General features: G+C 59.1%; 15 protein-coding genes. 13 read left to right on the top strand and 2 right to left on the bottom strand.

Features of this window, described 5'->3' with window-relative positions; genetic code table 11:
• Positions 1 to 110: 110 nt before the first annotated feature.
• Positions 111 to 1,247 (top strand): acyl-CoA dehydrogenase family protein, encoded by a 1,137-nt coding sequence (locus PSH76_RS23360; RefSeq protein WP_305492995.1) that lies wholly within the window; start codon positions 111 to 113, stop codon positions 1,245 to 1,247.
• A 126-nt stretch (positions 1,248 to 1,373) separates the two neighbouring features.
• Here the strand turns inward: PSH76_RS23360 and PSH76_RS23355 are convergent, their stop codons facing one another.
• Positions 1,374 to 2,414, bottom strand: a complete 1,041-nt coding sequence (locus PSH76_RS23355; protein ID WP_032893580.1) for an NADP(H)-dependent aldo-keto reductase — start codon at positions 2,412 to 2,414, stop codon at positions 1,374 to 1,376.
• 249 nt (positions 2,415 to 2,663) lie between these two features.
• Here PSH76_RS23355 and rplM point away from each other — a divergent pair, with 249 nt between their 5' ends.
• From rplM to PSH76_RS23315, 8 genes are all read left to right on the top strand, one after another.
• A complete protein-coding gene (gene rplM, locus PSH76_RS23350) occupies positions 2,664 to 3,092 on the top strand; it encodes a 50S ribosomal protein L13 (protein WP_003188508.1) in 429 nt (142 codons plus the stop codon).
• A 14-nt stretch (positions 3,093 to 3,106) separates the two neighbouring features.
• The gene (gene rpsI, locus PSH76_RS23345; RefSeq protein ID WP_002555064.1) at positions 3,107 to 3,499 is read left to right on the top strand and encodes a 30S ribosomal protein S9; all 393 of its coding nucleotides are present in this window, start codon (positions 3,107 to 3,109) and stop codon (positions 3,497 to 3,499) included.
• A 266-nt stretch (positions 3,500 to 3,765) separates the two neighbouring features.
• The gene (gene petA, locus PSH76_RS23340) at positions 3,766 to 4,359 is read left to right on the top strand and encodes a ubiquinol-cytochrome c reductase iron-sulfur subunit (RefSeq protein WP_003188524.1); all 594 of its coding nucleotides are present in this window, start codon (positions 3,766 to 3,768) and stop codon (positions 4,357 to 4,359) included.
• Positions 4,359 to 5,570 carry a cytochrome bc complex cytochrome b subunit gene (locus tag PSH76_RS23335; protein WP_003188526.1) on the top strand — a complete coding sequence of 404 codons (1,212 nt, stop codon included), beginning with the start codon at positions 4,359 to 4,361 and terminating at the stop codon, positions 5,568 to 5,570. Before petA ends, PSH76_RS23335 begins: the two co-directional genes overlap by 1 nt.
• Positions 5,570 to 6,349, top strand: a complete 780-nt coding sequence (locus PSH76_RS23330; protein WP_032893579.1) for a cytochrome c1 — start codon at positions 5,570 to 5,572, stop codon at positions 6,347 to 6,349. Before PSH76_RS23335 ends, PSH76_RS23330 begins: the two co-directional genes overlap by 1 nt.
• Positions 6,350 to 6,497: 148 nt before the next feature.
• Positions 6,498 to 7,115, top strand: a complete 618-nt coding sequence (locus tag PSH76_RS23325; RefSeq protein ID WP_003188529.1) for a glutathione S-transferase N-terminal domain-containing protein — start codon at positions 6,498 to 6,500, stop codon at positions 7,113 to 7,115.
• A 17-nt stretch (positions 7,116 to 7,132) separates the two neighbouring features.
• Positions 7,133 to 7,552 (top strand): ClpXP protease specificity-enhancing factor, encoded by a 420-nt coding sequence (locus PSH76_RS23320; RefSeq protein ID WP_003188531.1) that lies wholly within the window; start codon positions 7,133 to 7,135, stop codon positions 7,550 to 7,552.
• Positions 7,553 to 7,711: 159 nt separating this feature from the next.
• A complete protein-coding gene (locus tag PSH76_RS23315) occupies positions 7,712 to 8,461 on the top strand; it encodes a FadR/GntR family transcriptional regulator (RefSeq protein WP_003188534.1) in 750 nt (249 codons plus the stop codon).
• Between the two features lie 141 nt (positions 8,462 to 8,602).
• Here the strand turns inward: PSH76_RS23315 and PSH76_RS23310 are convergent, their stop codons facing one another.
• A complete protein-coding gene (locus PSH76_RS23310; protein WP_305492994.1) occupies positions 8,603 to 9,760 on the bottom strand; it encodes a phospholipase in 1,158 nt (385 codons plus the stop codon).
• Positions 9,761 to 9,993: 233 nt separating this feature from the next.
• Here PSH76_RS23310 and kdgD point away from each other — a divergent pair, with 233 nt between their 5' ends.
• The 4 genes from kdgD to garD all read left to right on the top strand — a co-directional run bounded on the left by kdgD (position 9,994) and on the right by garD (position 15,504).
• Positions 9,994 to 10,905: a 5-dehydro-4-deoxyglucarate dehydratase gene (kdgD, locus tag PSH76_RS23305; protein WP_032893575.1), complete on the top strand. Its 912-nt coding sequence runs from the start codon at positions 9,994 to 9,996 to the stop codon at positions 10,903 to 10,905.
• A gap of 54 nt (positions 10,906 to 10,959) precedes the next feature.
• Positions 10,960 to 12,405, top strand: a complete 1,446-nt coding sequence (locus tag PSH76_RS23300) for an aldehyde dehydrogenase family protein (protein ID WP_305492993.1) — start codon at positions 10,960 to 10,962, stop codon at positions 12,403 to 12,405.
• Between the two features lie 170 nt (positions 12,406 to 12,575).
• Positions 12,576 to 13,940, top strand: a complete 1,365-nt coding sequence (locus PSH76_RS23295) for an MFS transporter (RefSeq protein WP_305492992.1) — start codon at positions 12,576 to 12,578, stop codon at positions 13,938 to 13,940.
• A 10-nt stretch (positions 13,941 to 13,950) separates the two neighbouring features.
• Entirely contained in the window at positions 13,951 to 15,504 is a 1,554-nt protein-coding gene (gene garD / locus PSH76_RS23290; protein WP_305492991.1) for a galactarate dehydratase, read from the top strand.
• Positions 15,505 to 15,581: the final 77 nt, after the last annotated feature.

The raw sequence follows: 15,581 nt of genomic DNA, 5'->3' as shown, positions 1-15,581 counted from the left end.
AGACGGCTGGATCGTCTTATTTTTTGTCGCATGTGTCCAGTGTCCCGTGACGCCTTCGGGGCATAGGCTCTGTGGTCTCGTCCTTGTCCGACAATCCACACAGGTGACCCATGATCCCCAGAACCTTGTTCAGTTCGGAGCACGAACTCTTCCGTGAGAGCGTGCGCACCTTCCTCGAAAAACACGCCGTGCCCTTTCATGGGCAGTGGGAAAAGCAGGGCTATATCGACCGTAACCTGTGGAACCAGGCGGGGGAGGCGGGCATGTTGTGTTCCCACCTGCCAGAGGAATACGGCGGCCTGGGCGCGGATTTTGTCTACAGCGCTGTGGTGATCGAAGAGGTCAGCCGCCTGGGTTTGACCGGCATCGGCTTTTCCCTGCATTCGGATATTGTCGCGCCGTACATCCTGCATTACGGCAGTGAAGCACTGAAGCACAAGTACCTGCCCAAATTGATCTCTGGGGAAATGGTCACGGCCATTGCCATGACCGAGCCGGGCGCTGGTTCCGACCTGCAGGGCGTCAAGACCACAGCGGTTTTGGATGGTGATGAGTACGTGATCAACGGCTCCAAGACCTTTATCACCAATGGCTACCTGGCCGATCTGGTGATCGTCGTTGCCAAGACCGACCCCAAGGCCGGCGCCAAGGGCACCAGCCTGTTCTTGGTGGAAGCCGATACGCCGGGCTTCGACAAGGGCAAGCGCCTGGAGAAAGTCGGCATGAAGGCCCAGGACACCTCGGAGTTGTTCTTCCAGGATGTGCGCGTGCCCAAGGAAAACCTGCTGGGCCAGGCGGGCATGGGCTTTGCCTACCTGATGCAAGAGTTACCGCAAGAACGCCTGACCGTGGCGATTGGCGCGCTGTCTTCAGCCGAAGCGGCGTTGCAGTGGACCCTTGAGTACACCCGTGAGCGCAAGGCGTTCGGCAAGGCGATTGCCGATTTTCAGAACACCCGGTTCAAGCTGGCGGAGATGGCTACCGAGATTCAGATTGGCCGTGTTTTTGTGGACAAGTGCATGGCTATGCACCTGGAAGGCAAGCTGGACGTGCCTACCGCAGCGATGGCCAAGTACTGGGCCACAGACCTGCAATGCAAGGTGCTCGATGAGTGCGTGCAGTTGCATGGCGGTTACGGCTTCATGTGGGAATACCCGATTGCCCGGGCCTGGGCGGATGCGCGGGTGCAGCGCATTTATGCGGGGACCAATGAGATCATGAAGGAGATCATTGCGCGGGCGCTTTGATGGATCGTTCCCACGCTCCGCGTGGGAACGCCTCATGTGACGCTCCGCGTCACGACTCTGAGAGCGGACGCAGAGCGTCCAAGGCGGCATCCCACGCAGAGCGTGGGAACGATCAGTGCGCGACAATCAAGGCGCTGGATTCGGATGATCCTTCTGAATCGCCTCAATCCCTTCCAACACTTCTTTGGACAATTTCAGATCGGCACTGGCGATGTTGCTGTCCAGTTGTTCCAGTGAAGTAGCCCCAATAATATTGCTGGTCACAAACGGCTGCTGCGTCACAAACGCCAGCGCCATCTGCGCCGGGTCCAGGCCATGTTCCCGCGCAAGAGCCACATACCGGCTGCACGCCGCTTCCGACTGCGGGTTGAAGTAACGGCTGAAGCGGCTGTATTCAGTCAGGCGCGCCTTGGCCGGGCGTGCGCCATTCTCGTACTTGCCACTGAGCATGCCGAACGCCAAAGGCGAATAGGCCAGCAAGCCGCACTGTTCACGAATGGCAACCTCCGCCAGGCCCACTTCAAAGCTGCGGTTGAGCAGGTTGTAAGGGTTCTGGATCGACACGGCGCGCGGCCAGCCACGGGCTTCGGCCAGGGCGAGGAATTTCATGGTGCCCCACGGCGTTTCGTTGGACAGGCCAATGTGACGGATCTTGCCGGCCTTCACTTGTTCGTCCAGGGCTTCGAGCGTTTCCTCCAGTGGGGTGAGGTCGTCTTCGTCCTTGTGCTTGTAGCTCAACTGGCCGAAGAAGTTGGTGCTGCGCTCCGGCCAATGCAGTTGGTAGAGGTCGATCCAGTCGGTCTGCAGGCGCTTGAGGCTGGCGTCCAGGGCTGCGCCAATGTGCTTGCGGTTGTGGCGCAGGTGGCCATCACGGATATAGTCGATGGTGTTGCCGGGGCCGGCGATCTTGCTGGCAAGCACCCAGTCGGCGCGGTCGCCACGGCTTTTGAAGTAGTTGCCGATGTAGCGTTCGGTGGTGGCGTAGGTGTCGGCCTTGGGCGGTACCGGGTACATTTCTGCGGTGTCGAGGAAGTTGATCCCCGCGGCCTTGGCCCGTTCGATCTGCGCGAAGGCCTCTGCCTCGCTGTTTTGCTCGCCCCAGGTCATGGTGCCCAACGCGATCGCGCTGACATTCAGATCGGTGCGGCCCAGCTGTCGGTAATCCATCGGGTACTCCTTCGGGGAAAACAATCATAAAAGCAGGTTGAATTTTTTTTCGCAATCTGCATAATTGCCCACCTCTTTCTGCAGTGGAAGTGATGCGCCGCCTGCCGAAGAATCTTGCCGTTGAACGGACGCGCCGACCCGAGCCCCCGATAGCGTCTGTATCCGGCTGCCTTTGACCTTGTCAAAGTACGCACTATTCAGTAAGATCCGCCGTCTAAATTTACAGGCGGCCCCTGAGGCTATTAAAGAATGACAACTTTTACTGCAAAACCGGAAACAGTTCAGCGCGACTGGTTTGTCGTCGACGCCGCTGGTCAGACCCTGGGTCGTCTGGCCACTGAAGTCGCCAGCCGTCTGCGTGGCAAGCACAAGCCTGAATACACCCCGCACGTTGATACCGGCGACTACATCGTCATCATCAACGCTGAGCAGGTTCGTGTAACCGGCAACAAAGCAAGCGACAAAATGTACTACCGTCACTCCGGTTTCCCAGGCGGTATCAAGTCTTCCAACTTCGAAGGCCTGATTGCCAAGAAGCCTGAAGCCCCGATCGAAATCGCGGTCAAAGGCATGCTGCCTAAGGGCCCACTGGGTCGCGATATGTTTCGCAAGCTGAAAGTCTATGCGGGCGCTGTACACCCTCATGCTGCTCAGCAGCCCCAAGAACTGAAGTTTTAACGGAATAGTTCATTATGTCGGCGACTCAAAATTACGGCACTGGCCGTCGCAAAACCGCAACCGCACGCGTTTTCCTGCGTCCGGGCACTGGTAACATCTCGATCAACAACCGCTCCCTGGACAACTTCTTCGGTCGCGAAACTGCCCGCATGGTAGTTCGTCAGCCGCTGGAATTGACCGAGACCGTTGAAAAGTTCGACATCTACGTCACCGTTATCGGTGGCGGTGTAAGTGGTCAAGCTGGCGCAATCCGCCACGGTATCACTCGCGCTCTGATGCAGTACGACGAAACCCTGCGTGGCGCTCTGCGCAAAGCTGGCTTCGTGACTCGCGATGCTCGTGAAGTTGAACGTAAGAAAGTCGGTCTGCGTAAAGCGCGTAAGCGTCCGCAGTACTCGAAGCGTTAATTCGCTTTACGTTCCACAAAAACGCCCAGCCTCCTTACGGAGCTGGGCGTTTTTTATTGCCTGCGATTTATGCACATTTTTCGCCGTGACAACTTGCCACATCCGTAGACCCCCTATACTACAAGGCCTGGAGGCGGAGCTCCGGGCAATTCCCTTGTCATACGTGGGGCTTTTCATTACCATCCGTCAAAATTTTTATAAGTAAAGATTCAACACTTAGTAGACGCCTGATTTAACAGGCCAAAAAGCTGATGGGAGAGGACTGAATGAGCAATGACGGCGTGAATGCAGGCCGGCGTCGCTTCTTGGTAGCAGCCACATCCGTGGTGGGTGCTGCAGGAGCGGTGGGGGCTGCGGTCCCGTTCGTGGGGTCATGGTTTCCCAGTGCCAAGGCGAAAGCCGCAGGTGCACCGGTGAAGGTGAATGTCAGCAAGATCGAGCCAGGCCAGCAGATGATTGCTGAGTGGCGCGGCCAGCCGGTTTTCATTGTTCGTCGTACCGAGGAAATCCTGGGGAATCTGAAGAAGATCGAAGGCCAGTTATCTGACCCGACATCCGAAAAGTCCGACCAGCCCGCCTACGCCAAGAACGAAGCGCGTTCGATCAAGCCAGAGATTCTGCTGCTGGTTGGTCTGTGTACCCACCTGGGTTGCTCACCTACCTTCCGCCCGGAAGTGGCGCCTGTCGATTTGGGCAAAGACTGGGTCGGCGGTTATTTCTGCCCGTGCCACGGTTCCCACTATGACCTCGCTGGCCGCGTTTACAAATCCCAGCCCGCGCCCCTGAACCTGCCGGTTCCTCCTCACAATTACGAATCTGACGACATCATTGTCATTGGCCTCGACAAGGAGAACGCGTGATGAGCAAGTTCATGGATTGGGTGGATGCGCGCTTCCCCGCCACTAAAATGTGGGAAGACCATCTCAGCAAATATTACGCGCCGAAAAACTTCAACTTCTTCTACTTCTTCGGCTCCCTGGCCCTGTTGGTGCTGGTCAATCAGATCGTCACTGGCGTGTGGTTGACGATGAGCTACACGCCGTCGGCGGAAGAGGCCTTTGCCTCTGTCGAATACATCATGCGTGACGTCGAGTACGGCTCGATCCTTCGCCTGCTGCACTCCACCGGCGCGTCGGCGTTCTTTATTGTCGTCTACCTGCACATGTTCCGCGGCCTGCTCTACGGCTCGTACCAGAAGCCCCGCGAGCTGGTGTGGGTCTTCGGCATGTTGATCTACCTGGCGCTGATGGCCGAAGCGTTCATGGGCTACCTGCTGCCTTGGGGCCAGATGTCGTACTGGGGCGCCCAGGTGATCATCTCGCTGTTCGGCGCGATCCCGGTGATCGGCAACGACCTCACCCAGTGGATTCGTGGTGACTACCTGATCTCCGGTATCACCCTGAACCGCTTCTTCGCCTTGCACGTGGTGGCCTTGCCGATCGTGATCCTGGGCCTGGTGGTACTGCACATCCTGGCGCTGCACGAAGTGGGTTCCAACAACCCGGATGGCGTGGACATCAAGAAGCACAAGGACGAGAACGGCATCCCGCTGGATGGCATTCCGTTCCACCCGTACTACACCGTGAAAGACATTGTCGGCGTGGTCGTGTTCCTGTTCGTGTTCTGCTCGATCGTGTTCTTTTTCCCGGAGATGGGCGGTTATTTCCTGGAGAAGCCTAACTTCGAACAGGCCAACGCCTTCAAGACACCTGAGCACATTGCCCCGGTCTGGTACTTCACGCCGTTCTACGCGATTTTGCGCGCAATTCCCGACAAACTCATGGGCGTGATCGCCATGGGCGCGGCCATCGCGGTGTTGTTCGTGCTGCCGTGGCTCGACCGTAGCCCGGTCAAGTCGATGCGCTACAAAGGCTGGCTGAGCAAGATCTGGCTGTGGGTGTTCTGCATTTCGTTCGTGATCCTGGGTGTACTGGGTGTATTGGCACCTACCCCTGAGCGGACGTTGCTGTCGCAGGTCTGCACCTTCCTGTACTTCGCCTACTTTATTCTGATGCCGTTCTATACCCGGCTCGAGAAGACCAAACCGGTTCCGGAAAGGGTGACTGGCTGATGAAAAAATTAATCGTTGCATTCGTGCTTGCGGCGCTGCCGCTACTGTCCTTCGCTGCCGAGCATGGCGCGGAGCTGGAAAAAGTCGATATCGATGTGTCTGACAAAGCCGCCATGCAGGATGGGCTGCGTACATTCACCAACTACTGCATGGGGTGCCACAGCGCCAAGTTCCAACGCTACGAGCGCGTTGCCGATGACCTGGGCATTCCCCATGAAGTGATGCTCAGCCACGCGGTGTTCACCGGCGCCAAGATCGGCGACCACATGAATATCGGCATGCAACCGGCCGACGCCAAGACCTGGTTCGGCGCTGCACCGCCCGACCTGACCCTGGTGGCCCGTGTACGCGGTACCGACTGGCTCTACGGTTACCTCAAATCCTTCTACGAAGATCCTGCGCGCCCCTATGGCGTGAACAACAAAGTCTTCCCGAACGTCGGCATGCCGAACGTTCTGGTCGGCCTGCAGGGGCGCCAGGTGGTAGGATGCAAGCAGGTTCAGGTCGTTGAAGACGGCAAGAAGCAATATGATCCGCTGACCGGCACGCCGCTGACCCATGAAGCGTGCGATCAACTGACCATCGTGCCCAAGACCGGTACGCTGAACGAAGAGCAGTTCGACGAGAAGGTCAAGAACCTGGTGACCTTCCTGGCCTACTCGGCCAACCCGGTCAAACTGCAGCATCAGCGCATCGGTACCTACGTCTTGCTGTACCTGGCTTTCTTCTTCGTATTCGCTTATTTGCTCAAGCGTGAATACTGGAAGGATGTGCATTGATCCAACCGTAAGCAATTGCTGTTAATCTTGCGCGCCCAGCGGCATCTCTGAACACGTAGCGCCGGTTTGAACCGGTCGTTACAGGGATGCTTTCTGGGCGCGCTCGTTTTTGAGCTTTCGATAATTTCAACAAGCGAGGAGGACCGCCATGGGCGTGACCAACCGGTTGGCCTGTTACTCCGACCCCGCCGACCACTATTCCCACCGAGTACGCATCGTGCTCGCAGAGAAGGGTGTCAGCGCCGAGATCATCAGTGTGGAGGCGGGCCGTCAGCCGCCGAAGCTGATCGAAGTGAACCCTTACGGCAGCTTGCCCACCCTGGTCGATCGTGACCTGGCGTTGTGGGAGTCGACCGTGGTGATGGAATACCTGGATGAGCGTTACCCTCATCCGCCTTTGCTGCCGGTGTACCCGGTGGCGCGTGCCAACAGCCGCCTGCTGATCCATCGGATCCAGCGTGACTGGTGCGGGTTGGTGGATGTGATCCTGGATTCGCGTTCCAAAGAAGCCGCTCGTGTACAGGCGCGCAAGGAATTGCGCGAGAGCCTGACCGGCGTTTCGCCGTTGTTCGCCGATAAACCTTTTTTCCTCAGTGAGGAACAAAGCTTGGTGGATTGCTGCCTATTACCCATACTCTGGCGCTTGCCGATTCTGGGCATTGAACTGCCACGGCCGGCCAAGCCGTTGCTTGATTACATGGAGCGCCAGTTTGCGCGTGAGGCTTTCCAGGCAAGTCTGTCTGGCGCCGAACGCGATATGCGCTAAGGCTTAAGGAGCCGTTGATGAACTCCAGTCGACCTTACCTGGTCCGCGCGCTCTATGAGTGGATTGTGGACAACGATTGCACCCCGCACATGCTGGTCAATTCCGAATTTCCTGCGGTTCAGGTACCCCAGGGTTTTGCCAGTGACGGGCAAATTGTGCTGAACGTATCGCCCAGTGCCGTGCGCCACCTGCACATGGACAACGAAGCGGTGAGCTTCGAAGGGCGTTTCGGCGGTGTGCCCCATACGCTGTTCGTGCCCATCGGTGCCATCCTCGGGATCTACGCCCGGGAAAATGGCCAGGGCATGGTGTTCGATCTGGAGTCGCCTTTAGAGGATGACGAAACGATCGAAGGCGAAGACGGTGATGATGTACCGCCACCGGATGCCGAGCCGCCGCGCCCTAGCGGTCGGCCAAGCTTGAAAGTGGTGAAGTAAGCGGATTTCGCTTACAGACCCATCTAGAAAATGCCTCGACATCTGTCGGGGCATTTTTTTTGCGTGAAGGATATGGATGAAAGTCGCGCCAGAACGGTGATCGTACAACCACCATGGGCTATGATGCGGTCTTTAGTTCGTCGAGAAAGATGGTTCATCATGGAAAACGCCAGCGCCGCCCCACGTCTTCCCCGCAAGCGCCGCAGCCTTGCCCAGGAATTGGTCACGGTGTTGTCCGAGCAGATCCGCGATGGCCAGCTCAAACGCGGCGACAAGTTGCCCACCGAGTCGGCGATCATGGACGCCCATGGCGTCAGCCGTACCGTGGTGCGTGAAGCCATCTCGCGGTTGCAGGCGGCAGGGCAGGTTGAGACTCGCCACGGTATCGGCACCTTCGTGCTGGACACGCCAAGCCCCAGCGGTTTTCGCATAGACCCGGCCACTGTGGTGACCTTGCGTGATGTGCTGGCGATTCTGGAGTTGCGTATCAGCCTGGAAGTGGAGTCTGCGGGTCTTGCGGCCTTGCGTCGCAGCGATGAGCAGTTGGCGGCCATGCGTGCGGCCCTCGATGCCTTGAATGAAAGTGCGGCCCACGCTGGCGATGCGGTGGCGTCGGATTTTGCCTTTCATCTGGAAATTGCGCTGTCTACTGGCAACCGCTACTTCACGGACATCATGACCCACCTGGGCACCAGCATCATTCCGCGTACTCGCCTGAATTCGGCCCGTTTGGCCCATGATGATCAACAGCATTACATGAGCCGCTTGAGCCGCGAACACGAAGAAATCTATGAGGCGATTGCCCGCCAGGATTCGGATGCGGCACGTGCGGCCATGCGCCTGCATTTGACCAACAGCCGTGAGCGGCTGCGTCATGCCCATGAAGAGGCAGAGGCGCAGCGGGGCTGATCGTTCCCACGCTCCGCGTGGTAACGCCTCTATGGACGCTCCGCGTCCCGATGCGCGTGGATTTTCAAGCCCTACGCAGGGTGACGCGGAGCGTCACAGGCTGTATTCCCACGCAGAGCGTGGGAACGATCATGCCAGCCGTTAGTTGGCGGGTTGGTTTGGCTTGTAGTCCTTAAGCAGCAAGTACGTACTCCACCCCCACCAATCATTGGTCCAGTGCTTGTCGTTCAAATCGTTGACGTCCTTGCGCCGCAGCACCTTGTCCCCCTCCATCTTGAACAGCGGCGAGAAGTTATTTGCCGGGTTTTGCGCGGCGTTCAGGTCGGGCACATACAGCGGTGCCTTGAACTCGGCCGGGGAGGGTGCGATGCCGCTGATGAAGGTTTCGAAGATTTCATCTGCCGAGGCCTGTACGGCCCCTTTGACCTGCACGCGATTGTCGGCGTCGATGCTGTCGAAGTAACGCTTGTCGCCGTAGGCATGCCACTGAGCGCCCATGGCATTGCGCACCTTGAGCCCGAATTTACTGTCTTCATCGTGCATGAAGCGGCTGATCAGCGAGCCGAGTTCTCCTGGCGTCACCACTGCCGCCAGTTGTTTGCGCGGTACCCGCAGGTGGCCGGCGGAAAACAGGTCGGTCAAAAAGTGATCGGCAAAGCTGTTCATGGCGTAGGCCAATTCCAGGGCCTGGTCGGTGCCGGTCTGGTGGGCCACCACTGCTTGTTGCAGTGCTGCCGTATGGCCGGCCATGTAGGCGGACAAGGCCCACTCACCGAAGTGGTCTGCGTTGTCCGCTGCCAGTTTCAGGTAGCGGCCCAGTGGCACGAGGGCCGAAACAGCGCTGCCGCCGCCGGTGATGCGGTTCCACTCCTCGGACAACGTATCACCCAGGGCGTCGTAGGCTTCGTGCGGCTGTTTGCCTTCCTTGATCGCCTGGTTGACGGCGTTGATCTCCTTTTGCATCACCGCCAGGATCTTCTGCGCTTCTTGCCGTGAAGCGGGCAACACGGCCAGGGAGTTGAAGGCCGCGGTGAAGCGTTGCACGCGCTCGGCCGGGGAGCTGCCATCGCTGATCGGTTGGCCGGGGATGCCATAGAAGTCGCCGCCCAGGGCGATCACCTGGCCATAGGTCAGCGCGAGCCCGTTGGGCAGGTGCAGTTCGACTTGGCGCGCAGGGATGGCCGGGGCGTCCTTGCTGAAGCGAAGCAGGGTGTCATCGCCGATGGCGGTGTGTTCACCGCCTTCGAAGCGCAGGGTTGGCGGAGTTTTTTCGGGTGCTGCGAGTTCAAGACCTGACATGTTAGCTCCTTGCTATGTCGTGGGAATCTTCCTTAATAACTGTATGTATATACAGTTAACTGAATCATAGGTGAGAAATTTCCTACGTCAAGAGCCGCGTCTTAAGCCTTCGCCGGATTACACCGGATGAATTGCAGTTGACGAATTTATTTATAGTTGTACGATGACGTACGACATCATCAAAACCAACAACAACCTTTCGTAAGAAAGTCTTCGCCCAGGGTGTTCGAATAATGAATCCACAAGAACTGAAGTCCATCCTCTCCCACGGTCTGCTGTCTTTCCCGGTGACCGATTTCAACGCCCAGGGTGATTTCCACCAGGCGGGTTACATCAAGCGCCTGGAATGGCTGGCCCCTTATGGCGCCAGCGCCTTGTTCGCCGCGGGTGGCACAGGTGAGTTTTTCTCCCTGGCGGCCAGCGAATATTCCCAGGTGGTGAAAACCGCCGTGGATACCTGCGCGTCCAGCGTGCCGATCCTGGCCGGTGTGGGCGGTGCCACCCGCCAAGCCATCGAGTACGCTCAAGAGGCCGAACGCCTCGGCGCCAAAGGGTTGCTGCTGCTGCCGCACTACCTCACCGAAGCCAGCCAGGACGGGGTTGCCGCCCACGTTGAAGCGGTGTGCAAGTCGGTCAAGATCGGCGTGGTGGTGTACAACCGCAATGTCTGCCGCCTGACCGCACCATTGCTGGAGCAACTGGCCGAACGCTGCCCGAACCTGATCGGCTACAAGGATGGCTTGGGTGATATCGAGTTGATGGTGTCGATCCGCCGTCGCCTGGGCGACCGTTTCAGCTACCTGGGTGGTTTGCCGACTGCTGAGGTTTACGCCGCGGCCTACAAGGCCCTGGGCGTGCCGGTGTACTCCTCGGCGGTGTTCAACTTCATCCCCAAGACGGCGATGGATTTCTACCACGCCATTGCCCGCGAAGATCACGCCACTGTCGGCAAGATCATCGACGACTTCTTCCTGCCGTACCTGGATATCCGTAACCGCAAGGCCGGTTACGCGGTGAGCATCGTCAAGGCCGGTGCGAAAATCGTGGGTTATGACGCCGGCCCTGTGCGTACGCCACTGACCGACCTGCTGCCGGAAGAGTACGAAGCCCTCGCTGCGCTGATCGACAAGCAAGGCGCGCAATAAATTATCCACAAGGCCGCTGAGCAATCAGCGGCCTTTTGCGTCAGGAGAAGATTCGTGTCCCAAGCAAAGCGTTTTGAGAACTACATCAATGGTGAATGGGTAACCGGCGCCGACTACTGCACCAACATCAACCCGTCGGATGTGTCCGACGCCATTGGCGAATATGCCAAAGCGGACGTGGCCCAAGTCAACGCGGCCATCGACGCTGCCCGCGCCGCGTTCCCGGCGTGGTCCACCTCCGGTATCCAGGCGCGTCACGATGCGCTGGATAAAGTTGGCAGCGAAATCCTCGCCCGTCGTGAAGAACTCGGCACCTTGCTGGCCCGAGAAGAGGGCAAGACCCTGCCTGAAGCCATTGGTGAAGTGACCCGCGCCGGCAATATCTTCAAGTTCTTCGCCGGTGAATGCCTGCGCCTGTCGGGCGATTACGTGCCGTCGGTGCGTCCGGGCGTCAACGTTGAAGTGACCCGTGAAGCCCTCGGTGTGGTGGGCCTGATCACCCCGTGGAACTTCCCGATTGCCATCCCCGCGTGGAAAATCGCCCCGGCCCTGGCCTACGGCAACTGCGTGGTGATCAAGCCTGCCGAACTGGTGCCGGGCTGTGCCTGGGCCTTGGCGGAAATCATCTCTCGCGCCGGTTTCCCTGCCGGTGTGTTCAACCTGGTGATGGGCAGTGGCCGTGTGGTCGGTGACGTGCTGGTCAACAGCCCGAAAGTCGATGGCATCAGTTTCACCGGGTCTGTGGGCGTTGGGCGTCAGATCGCCGTCAGCTGTGTCTCGCGCCAGGCCAAGGTGCAGTTGGAAATGGGTGGCAAGAACCCGCAAATCATCCTCGACGATGCCGACCTCAAGCAGGCGGTCGAGCTGTCGGTACAGAGTGCGTTCTACTCCACCGGTCAACGTTGCACCGCGTCGAGCCGCTTGATTGTTACTGCCGGAATTCACGACCAGTTTGTCGCCGCCATGGCCGAGCGCATGAAGTCGATCAAGGTCGGCCACGCATTGAATAGCGGCACCGACATTGGCCCGGTGGTATCTCAGGCCCAGTTGGATCAGGACATGAAATACATCGACATCGGCCAGAGCGAAGGCGCCCGGCTGGTGAGCGGTGGCGGCCTGGTGACCTGTGACACCGAAGGCTTTTACCTGGCGCCCACACTGTTTGCTGACAGTGAAGCGGCGATGCGCATCAGCCGTGAAGAGATCTTCGGCCCGGTGGCCAACGTGGTGCGCGTGGCCGACTACGAGGCGGCGCTGGCCATGGCCAACGACACCGAGTTCGGCTTGTCGGCGGGCATCGCCACCACCTCGCTCAAGTATGCCAACCACTTCAAGCGCCACTCCCAGGCTGGGATGGTGATGGTCAACCTGCCGACGGCGGGGGTGGATTACCACGTTCCATTTGGTGGCCGTAAGGGTTCATCCTACGGTTCGCGTGAGCAAGGTCGCTATGCGCAAGAGTTCTACACCGTGGTGAAAACCAGCTACATCGGTTCGTAACACGCAGCACCCTGTGGCACCGGCTTTATGTGGGAGCTGGCTTGCCTGCGATAGCATCACCTCGGTCTCGCTGACACACCGAGGTGCCTGCATCGCGGGCAAGCCCGGCTCCCACAGGAAAACAAAAAATCATTACCCGCAAAAAAAATAATTAGTGGGAGTACTTCTACATGCAAGCGACCAAGCCGACCCATGTCCGCTATTTGATCCTGCTCATGCTGTTCCTGGTGACCACGATCAACTACGCCGACCGGGCCACCATCGCTATCGCCGGCTCCAGCCTGCAAAAAGACCTCGGCATCGACGCGGTCACCCTCGGTTATATCTTCTCTGCATTCGGTTGGGCCTACGTGGCCGGGCAAATTCCCGGTGGCTGGCTGCTCGATCGTTTCGGCTCGAAAAAAGTCTATGCCTTGAGCATCTTCACCTGGTCGCTGTTCACCGTGCTGCAAGGCTATGTCGGTGAGTTTGGCGTCTCCACTGCAGTAGTCGCGCTGTTTATGCTGCGCTTCATGGTGGGCTTGGCCGAGGCGCCGTCGTTTCCGGGAAATGCCCGTATTGTTGCGGCGTGGTTTCCTACGGCTGAACGCGGCACTGCGTCGGCCATCTTCAACTCGGCCCAGTACTTCGCAACCGTGCTGTTCGCGCCGTTGATGGGCTGGATCGTCTATCGCTTCGGCTGGCATCACGTGTTTATCGTGATGGGCGTGATCGGCATTGTGTTCTCGCTGATCTGGCTGAAAGTTATCCACAGCCCGCGCCAGCATCCGATGATCAACGAGGCCGAGTTCAATCACATCGCCGCCAATGGCGCGATGGTCGATATGGACCAGGACAAGGGCAAGGGTAAGAAAACCGACGGGCCGAAGTGGGATTACATCCGCCAGCTTCTGACCAACCGCATGATGCTCGGCGTCTACCTGGGCCAGTACTGCATCAATGGCATCACCTACTTCTTCCTGACCTGGTTTCCGGTGTACCTGGTGCAGGAGCGTGGCATGACCATCCTCAAGGCTGGTTTCATTGCTTCGTTACCGGCGATCTGCGGCTTTATCGGCGGGGTGCTGGGCGGGGTGATTTCCGACTACCTGCTGCGCAAAGGCCATTCGCTGACCTTCGCGCGCAAGGCGCCGATCATTGGTGGCCTGCTGATTTCCAGCAGCATCGTGGCCTGCAATTACGTGGATATCGAATGGATGGTGGTGGGCTTCATGGCCTTGGCCTTCTTCGGCAAAGGCGTTGGCGCACTGGGTTGGGCGGTGGTGTCCGACACCTTGCCAAAACAAATCGCCGGGCTCAGTGGCGGCTTGTTCAACACCTTCGGTAACCTGGCGTCGATCACCACGCCGATTGTGATTGGCTACATCATCAGCACCACCGGCTCGTTCAAATGGGCGCTGGTGTTTGTTGGCGCCAACGCGCTGGTGGCGGTGTTCAGTTACCTGGTGATTGTCGGCCCGATCAAGCGCGTGGTGCTCAAGGAGCCGCCTACCCAGGGCCCTGAGTTGACCAACCTTTCTCAAGCGCATTCCTGAGGTTCGTGTGATGCAGTTGATTGAACATGCCGACTCGCCGCGCTCGATCCGTTTGCACGAGCGCGACAATGTGGTGATCGTGGTGAACGATCAAGGGGTACCCGCCGGTACCGAGTTTCCCGACGGCCTGGTCACCGTGGATTTCATCCCGCAGAGCCACAAGGTGACGCTGGAAGACATCCCCGAGGGCGGCCAGATTATTCGCTACGGCCAGACCATCGGTTATGCCCTGGCACCGATTCCCCGCGGCAGTTGGGTGCAGGAGGACCAGTTGCGCATGCCCACCGCACCACCGCTGGACAGCTTGCCGCTGTCCACCGAGGTGCCTGAAACCCAGGCACCCCTGGAGGGGTTTACCTTCGAGGGCTATCGCAACGCGGACGGCACCGTGGGCACGCGCAATATTCTCGGCATTACCACCACCGTGCAATGCGTTACCGGCGTGCTGGACCATGCGGTCAAGCGCATCAAGGATGAGTTGCTGCCCAACTACCCGCATGTCGATGACGTGGTGGCGCTGACCCACAGCTACGGCTGCGGCGTGGCGATTACAGCGACGGATGCCTACATCCCCATCCGCACCGTGCGCAACCTGGCGCGTAACCCCAACCTGGGCGGCGAAGCCTTGGTGATCAGCCTGGGCTGCGAAAAGCTCCAGGCTGGCCAGGTGATGCACGATAACGACAGCTCCGTGGACCTGAGTGAGCCGTGGTTGTATCGCCTGCAGGACTCCAGCCAGGGCTTTACCGAAATGATCGAGCAGATCATGGCGCTGGCCGCGGTGCGCTTGAAGAAACTCGACCAGCGCCGCCGCGAAACCGTGCCGGCCTCCGAGTTGATCCTGGGCATGCAGTGCGGCGGCAGCGATGCGTTCTCCGGCATCACCGCCAACCCGGCGCTGGGCTACGCCTCGGACCTGTTGCTGCGCGCCGGCGCGACGGTGATGTTTTCCGAGGTGACTGAAGTGCGCGATGCGATTTACCTGCTGACTTCACGCGCGCAAAACGAAGACGTTGCCCGCGAGCTGGTCAGGGAAATGGACTGGTACGATCGTTACCTGGCCAAGGGGGAAGCAGACCGTAGCGCCAATACAACGCCGGGTAACAAGAAGGGCGGGCTGTCGAATATTGTCGAGAAGTCGCTGGGTTCCATCGTCAAATCCGGCAGCAGTGCGATCAATGGCGTACTTGGCCCTGGCGAGCGCTTCAAGGAAAAGGGCCTGATCTTCTGCGCCACACCGGCCAGCGATTTTGTCTGCGGCACCTTGCAACTGGCGGCGGGGATGAACCTGCACGTGTTTACCACCGGGCGCGGCACGCCGTACGGGCTGGCGATGGCGCCGGTGGTGAAGGTTTCGACCCGCACCGAGCTGGCCCAGCGTTGGCCGGACCTGATCGATATCGACGCCGGGCGCATTGCCACGGGGCGCGCGAGTATCGAGGAGCTGGGCTGGGAGCTGTTCCACTTCTATCTGGATGTGGCCAGCGGCAAGAAGCAGACCTGGGCGGAGCGGCACAAGCTGCATAACGACATCACGCTGTTCAACCCGGCGCCCATTACCTGAGACCCGGCGCTAACCCTGTAGGAGCGAGCTTGCTCGCGAAAAACGCCAACGATAACGCGTGTTAACTGAATGAACGC

This window comes from Pseudomonas sp. FP215, assembly GCF_030687795.1.
GTDB lineage: Bacteria > Pseudomonadota > Gammaproteobacteria > Pseudomonadales > Pseudomonadaceae > Aquipseudomonas > Aquipseudomonas salmasensis.
Note: the sequence above shows the minus strand (reverse complement) of the source record. Positions and strands in the feature narration are given on the sequence as shown.

Bases quoted from the DNA above. Each gene is read 5' to 3' on its own strand.
- PSH76_RS23315 (WP_003188534.1), top strand. From the start codon at position 7,712: ATGGAAAACGCCAGCGCCGCCCCACGTCTTCCCCGCAAGCGCCGCAGC.
- PSH76_RS23310 (WP_305492994.1), bottom strand. From the start codon at position 9,760: ATGTCAGGTCTTGAACTCGCAGCACCCGAAAAAACTCCGCCAACCCTG.
- PSH76_RS23330 (WP_032893579.1), top strand. From the start codon at position 5,570: ATGAAAAAATTAATCGTTGCATTCGTGCTTGCGGCGCTGCCGCTACTG.
- garD (WP_305492991.1), top strand. From the start codon at position 13,951: ATGCAGTTGATTGAACATGCCGACTCGCCGCGCTCGATCCGTTTGCAC.
- PSH76_RS23355 (WP_032893580.1), bottom strand. From the start codon at position 2,414: ATGGATTACCGACAGCTGGGCCGCACCGATCTGAATGTCAGCGCGATC.
- petA (WP_003188524.1), top strand. From the start codon at position 3,766: ATGAGCAATGACGGCGTGAATGCAGGCCGGCGTCGCTTCTTGGTAGCA.
- rpsI (WP_002555064.1), top strand. From the start codon at position 3,107: ATGTCGGCGACTCAAAATTACGGCACTGGCCGTCGCAAAACCGCAACC.
- PSH76_RS23295 (WP_305492992.1), top strand. From the start codon at position 12,576: ATGCAAGCGACCAAGCCGACCCATGTCCGCTATTTGATCCTGCTCATG.
- PSH76_RS23325 (WP_003188529.1), top strand. From the start codon at position 6,498: ATGGGCGTGACCAACCGGTTGGCCTGTTACTCCGACCCCGCCGACCAC.
- kdgD (WP_032893575.1), top strand. From the start codon at position 9,994: ATGAATCCACAAGAACTGAAGTCCATCCTCTCCCACGGTCTGCTGTCT.
- PSH76_RS23320 (WP_003188531.1), top strand. From the start codon at position 7,133: ATGAACTCCAGTCGACCTTACCTGGTCCGCGCGCTCTATGAGTGGATT.
- PSH76_RS23335 (WP_003188526.1), top strand. From the start codon at position 4,359: ATGAGCAAGTTCATGGATTGGGTGGATGCGCGCTTCCCCGCCACTAAA.
- PSH76_RS23360 (WP_305492995.1), top strand. From the start codon at position 111: ATGATCCCCAGAACCTTGTTCAGTTCGGAGCACGAACTCTTCCGTGAG.
- rplM (WP_003188508.1), top strand. From the start codon at position 2,664: ATGACAACTTTTACTGCAAAACCGGAAACAGTTCAGCGCGACTGGTTT.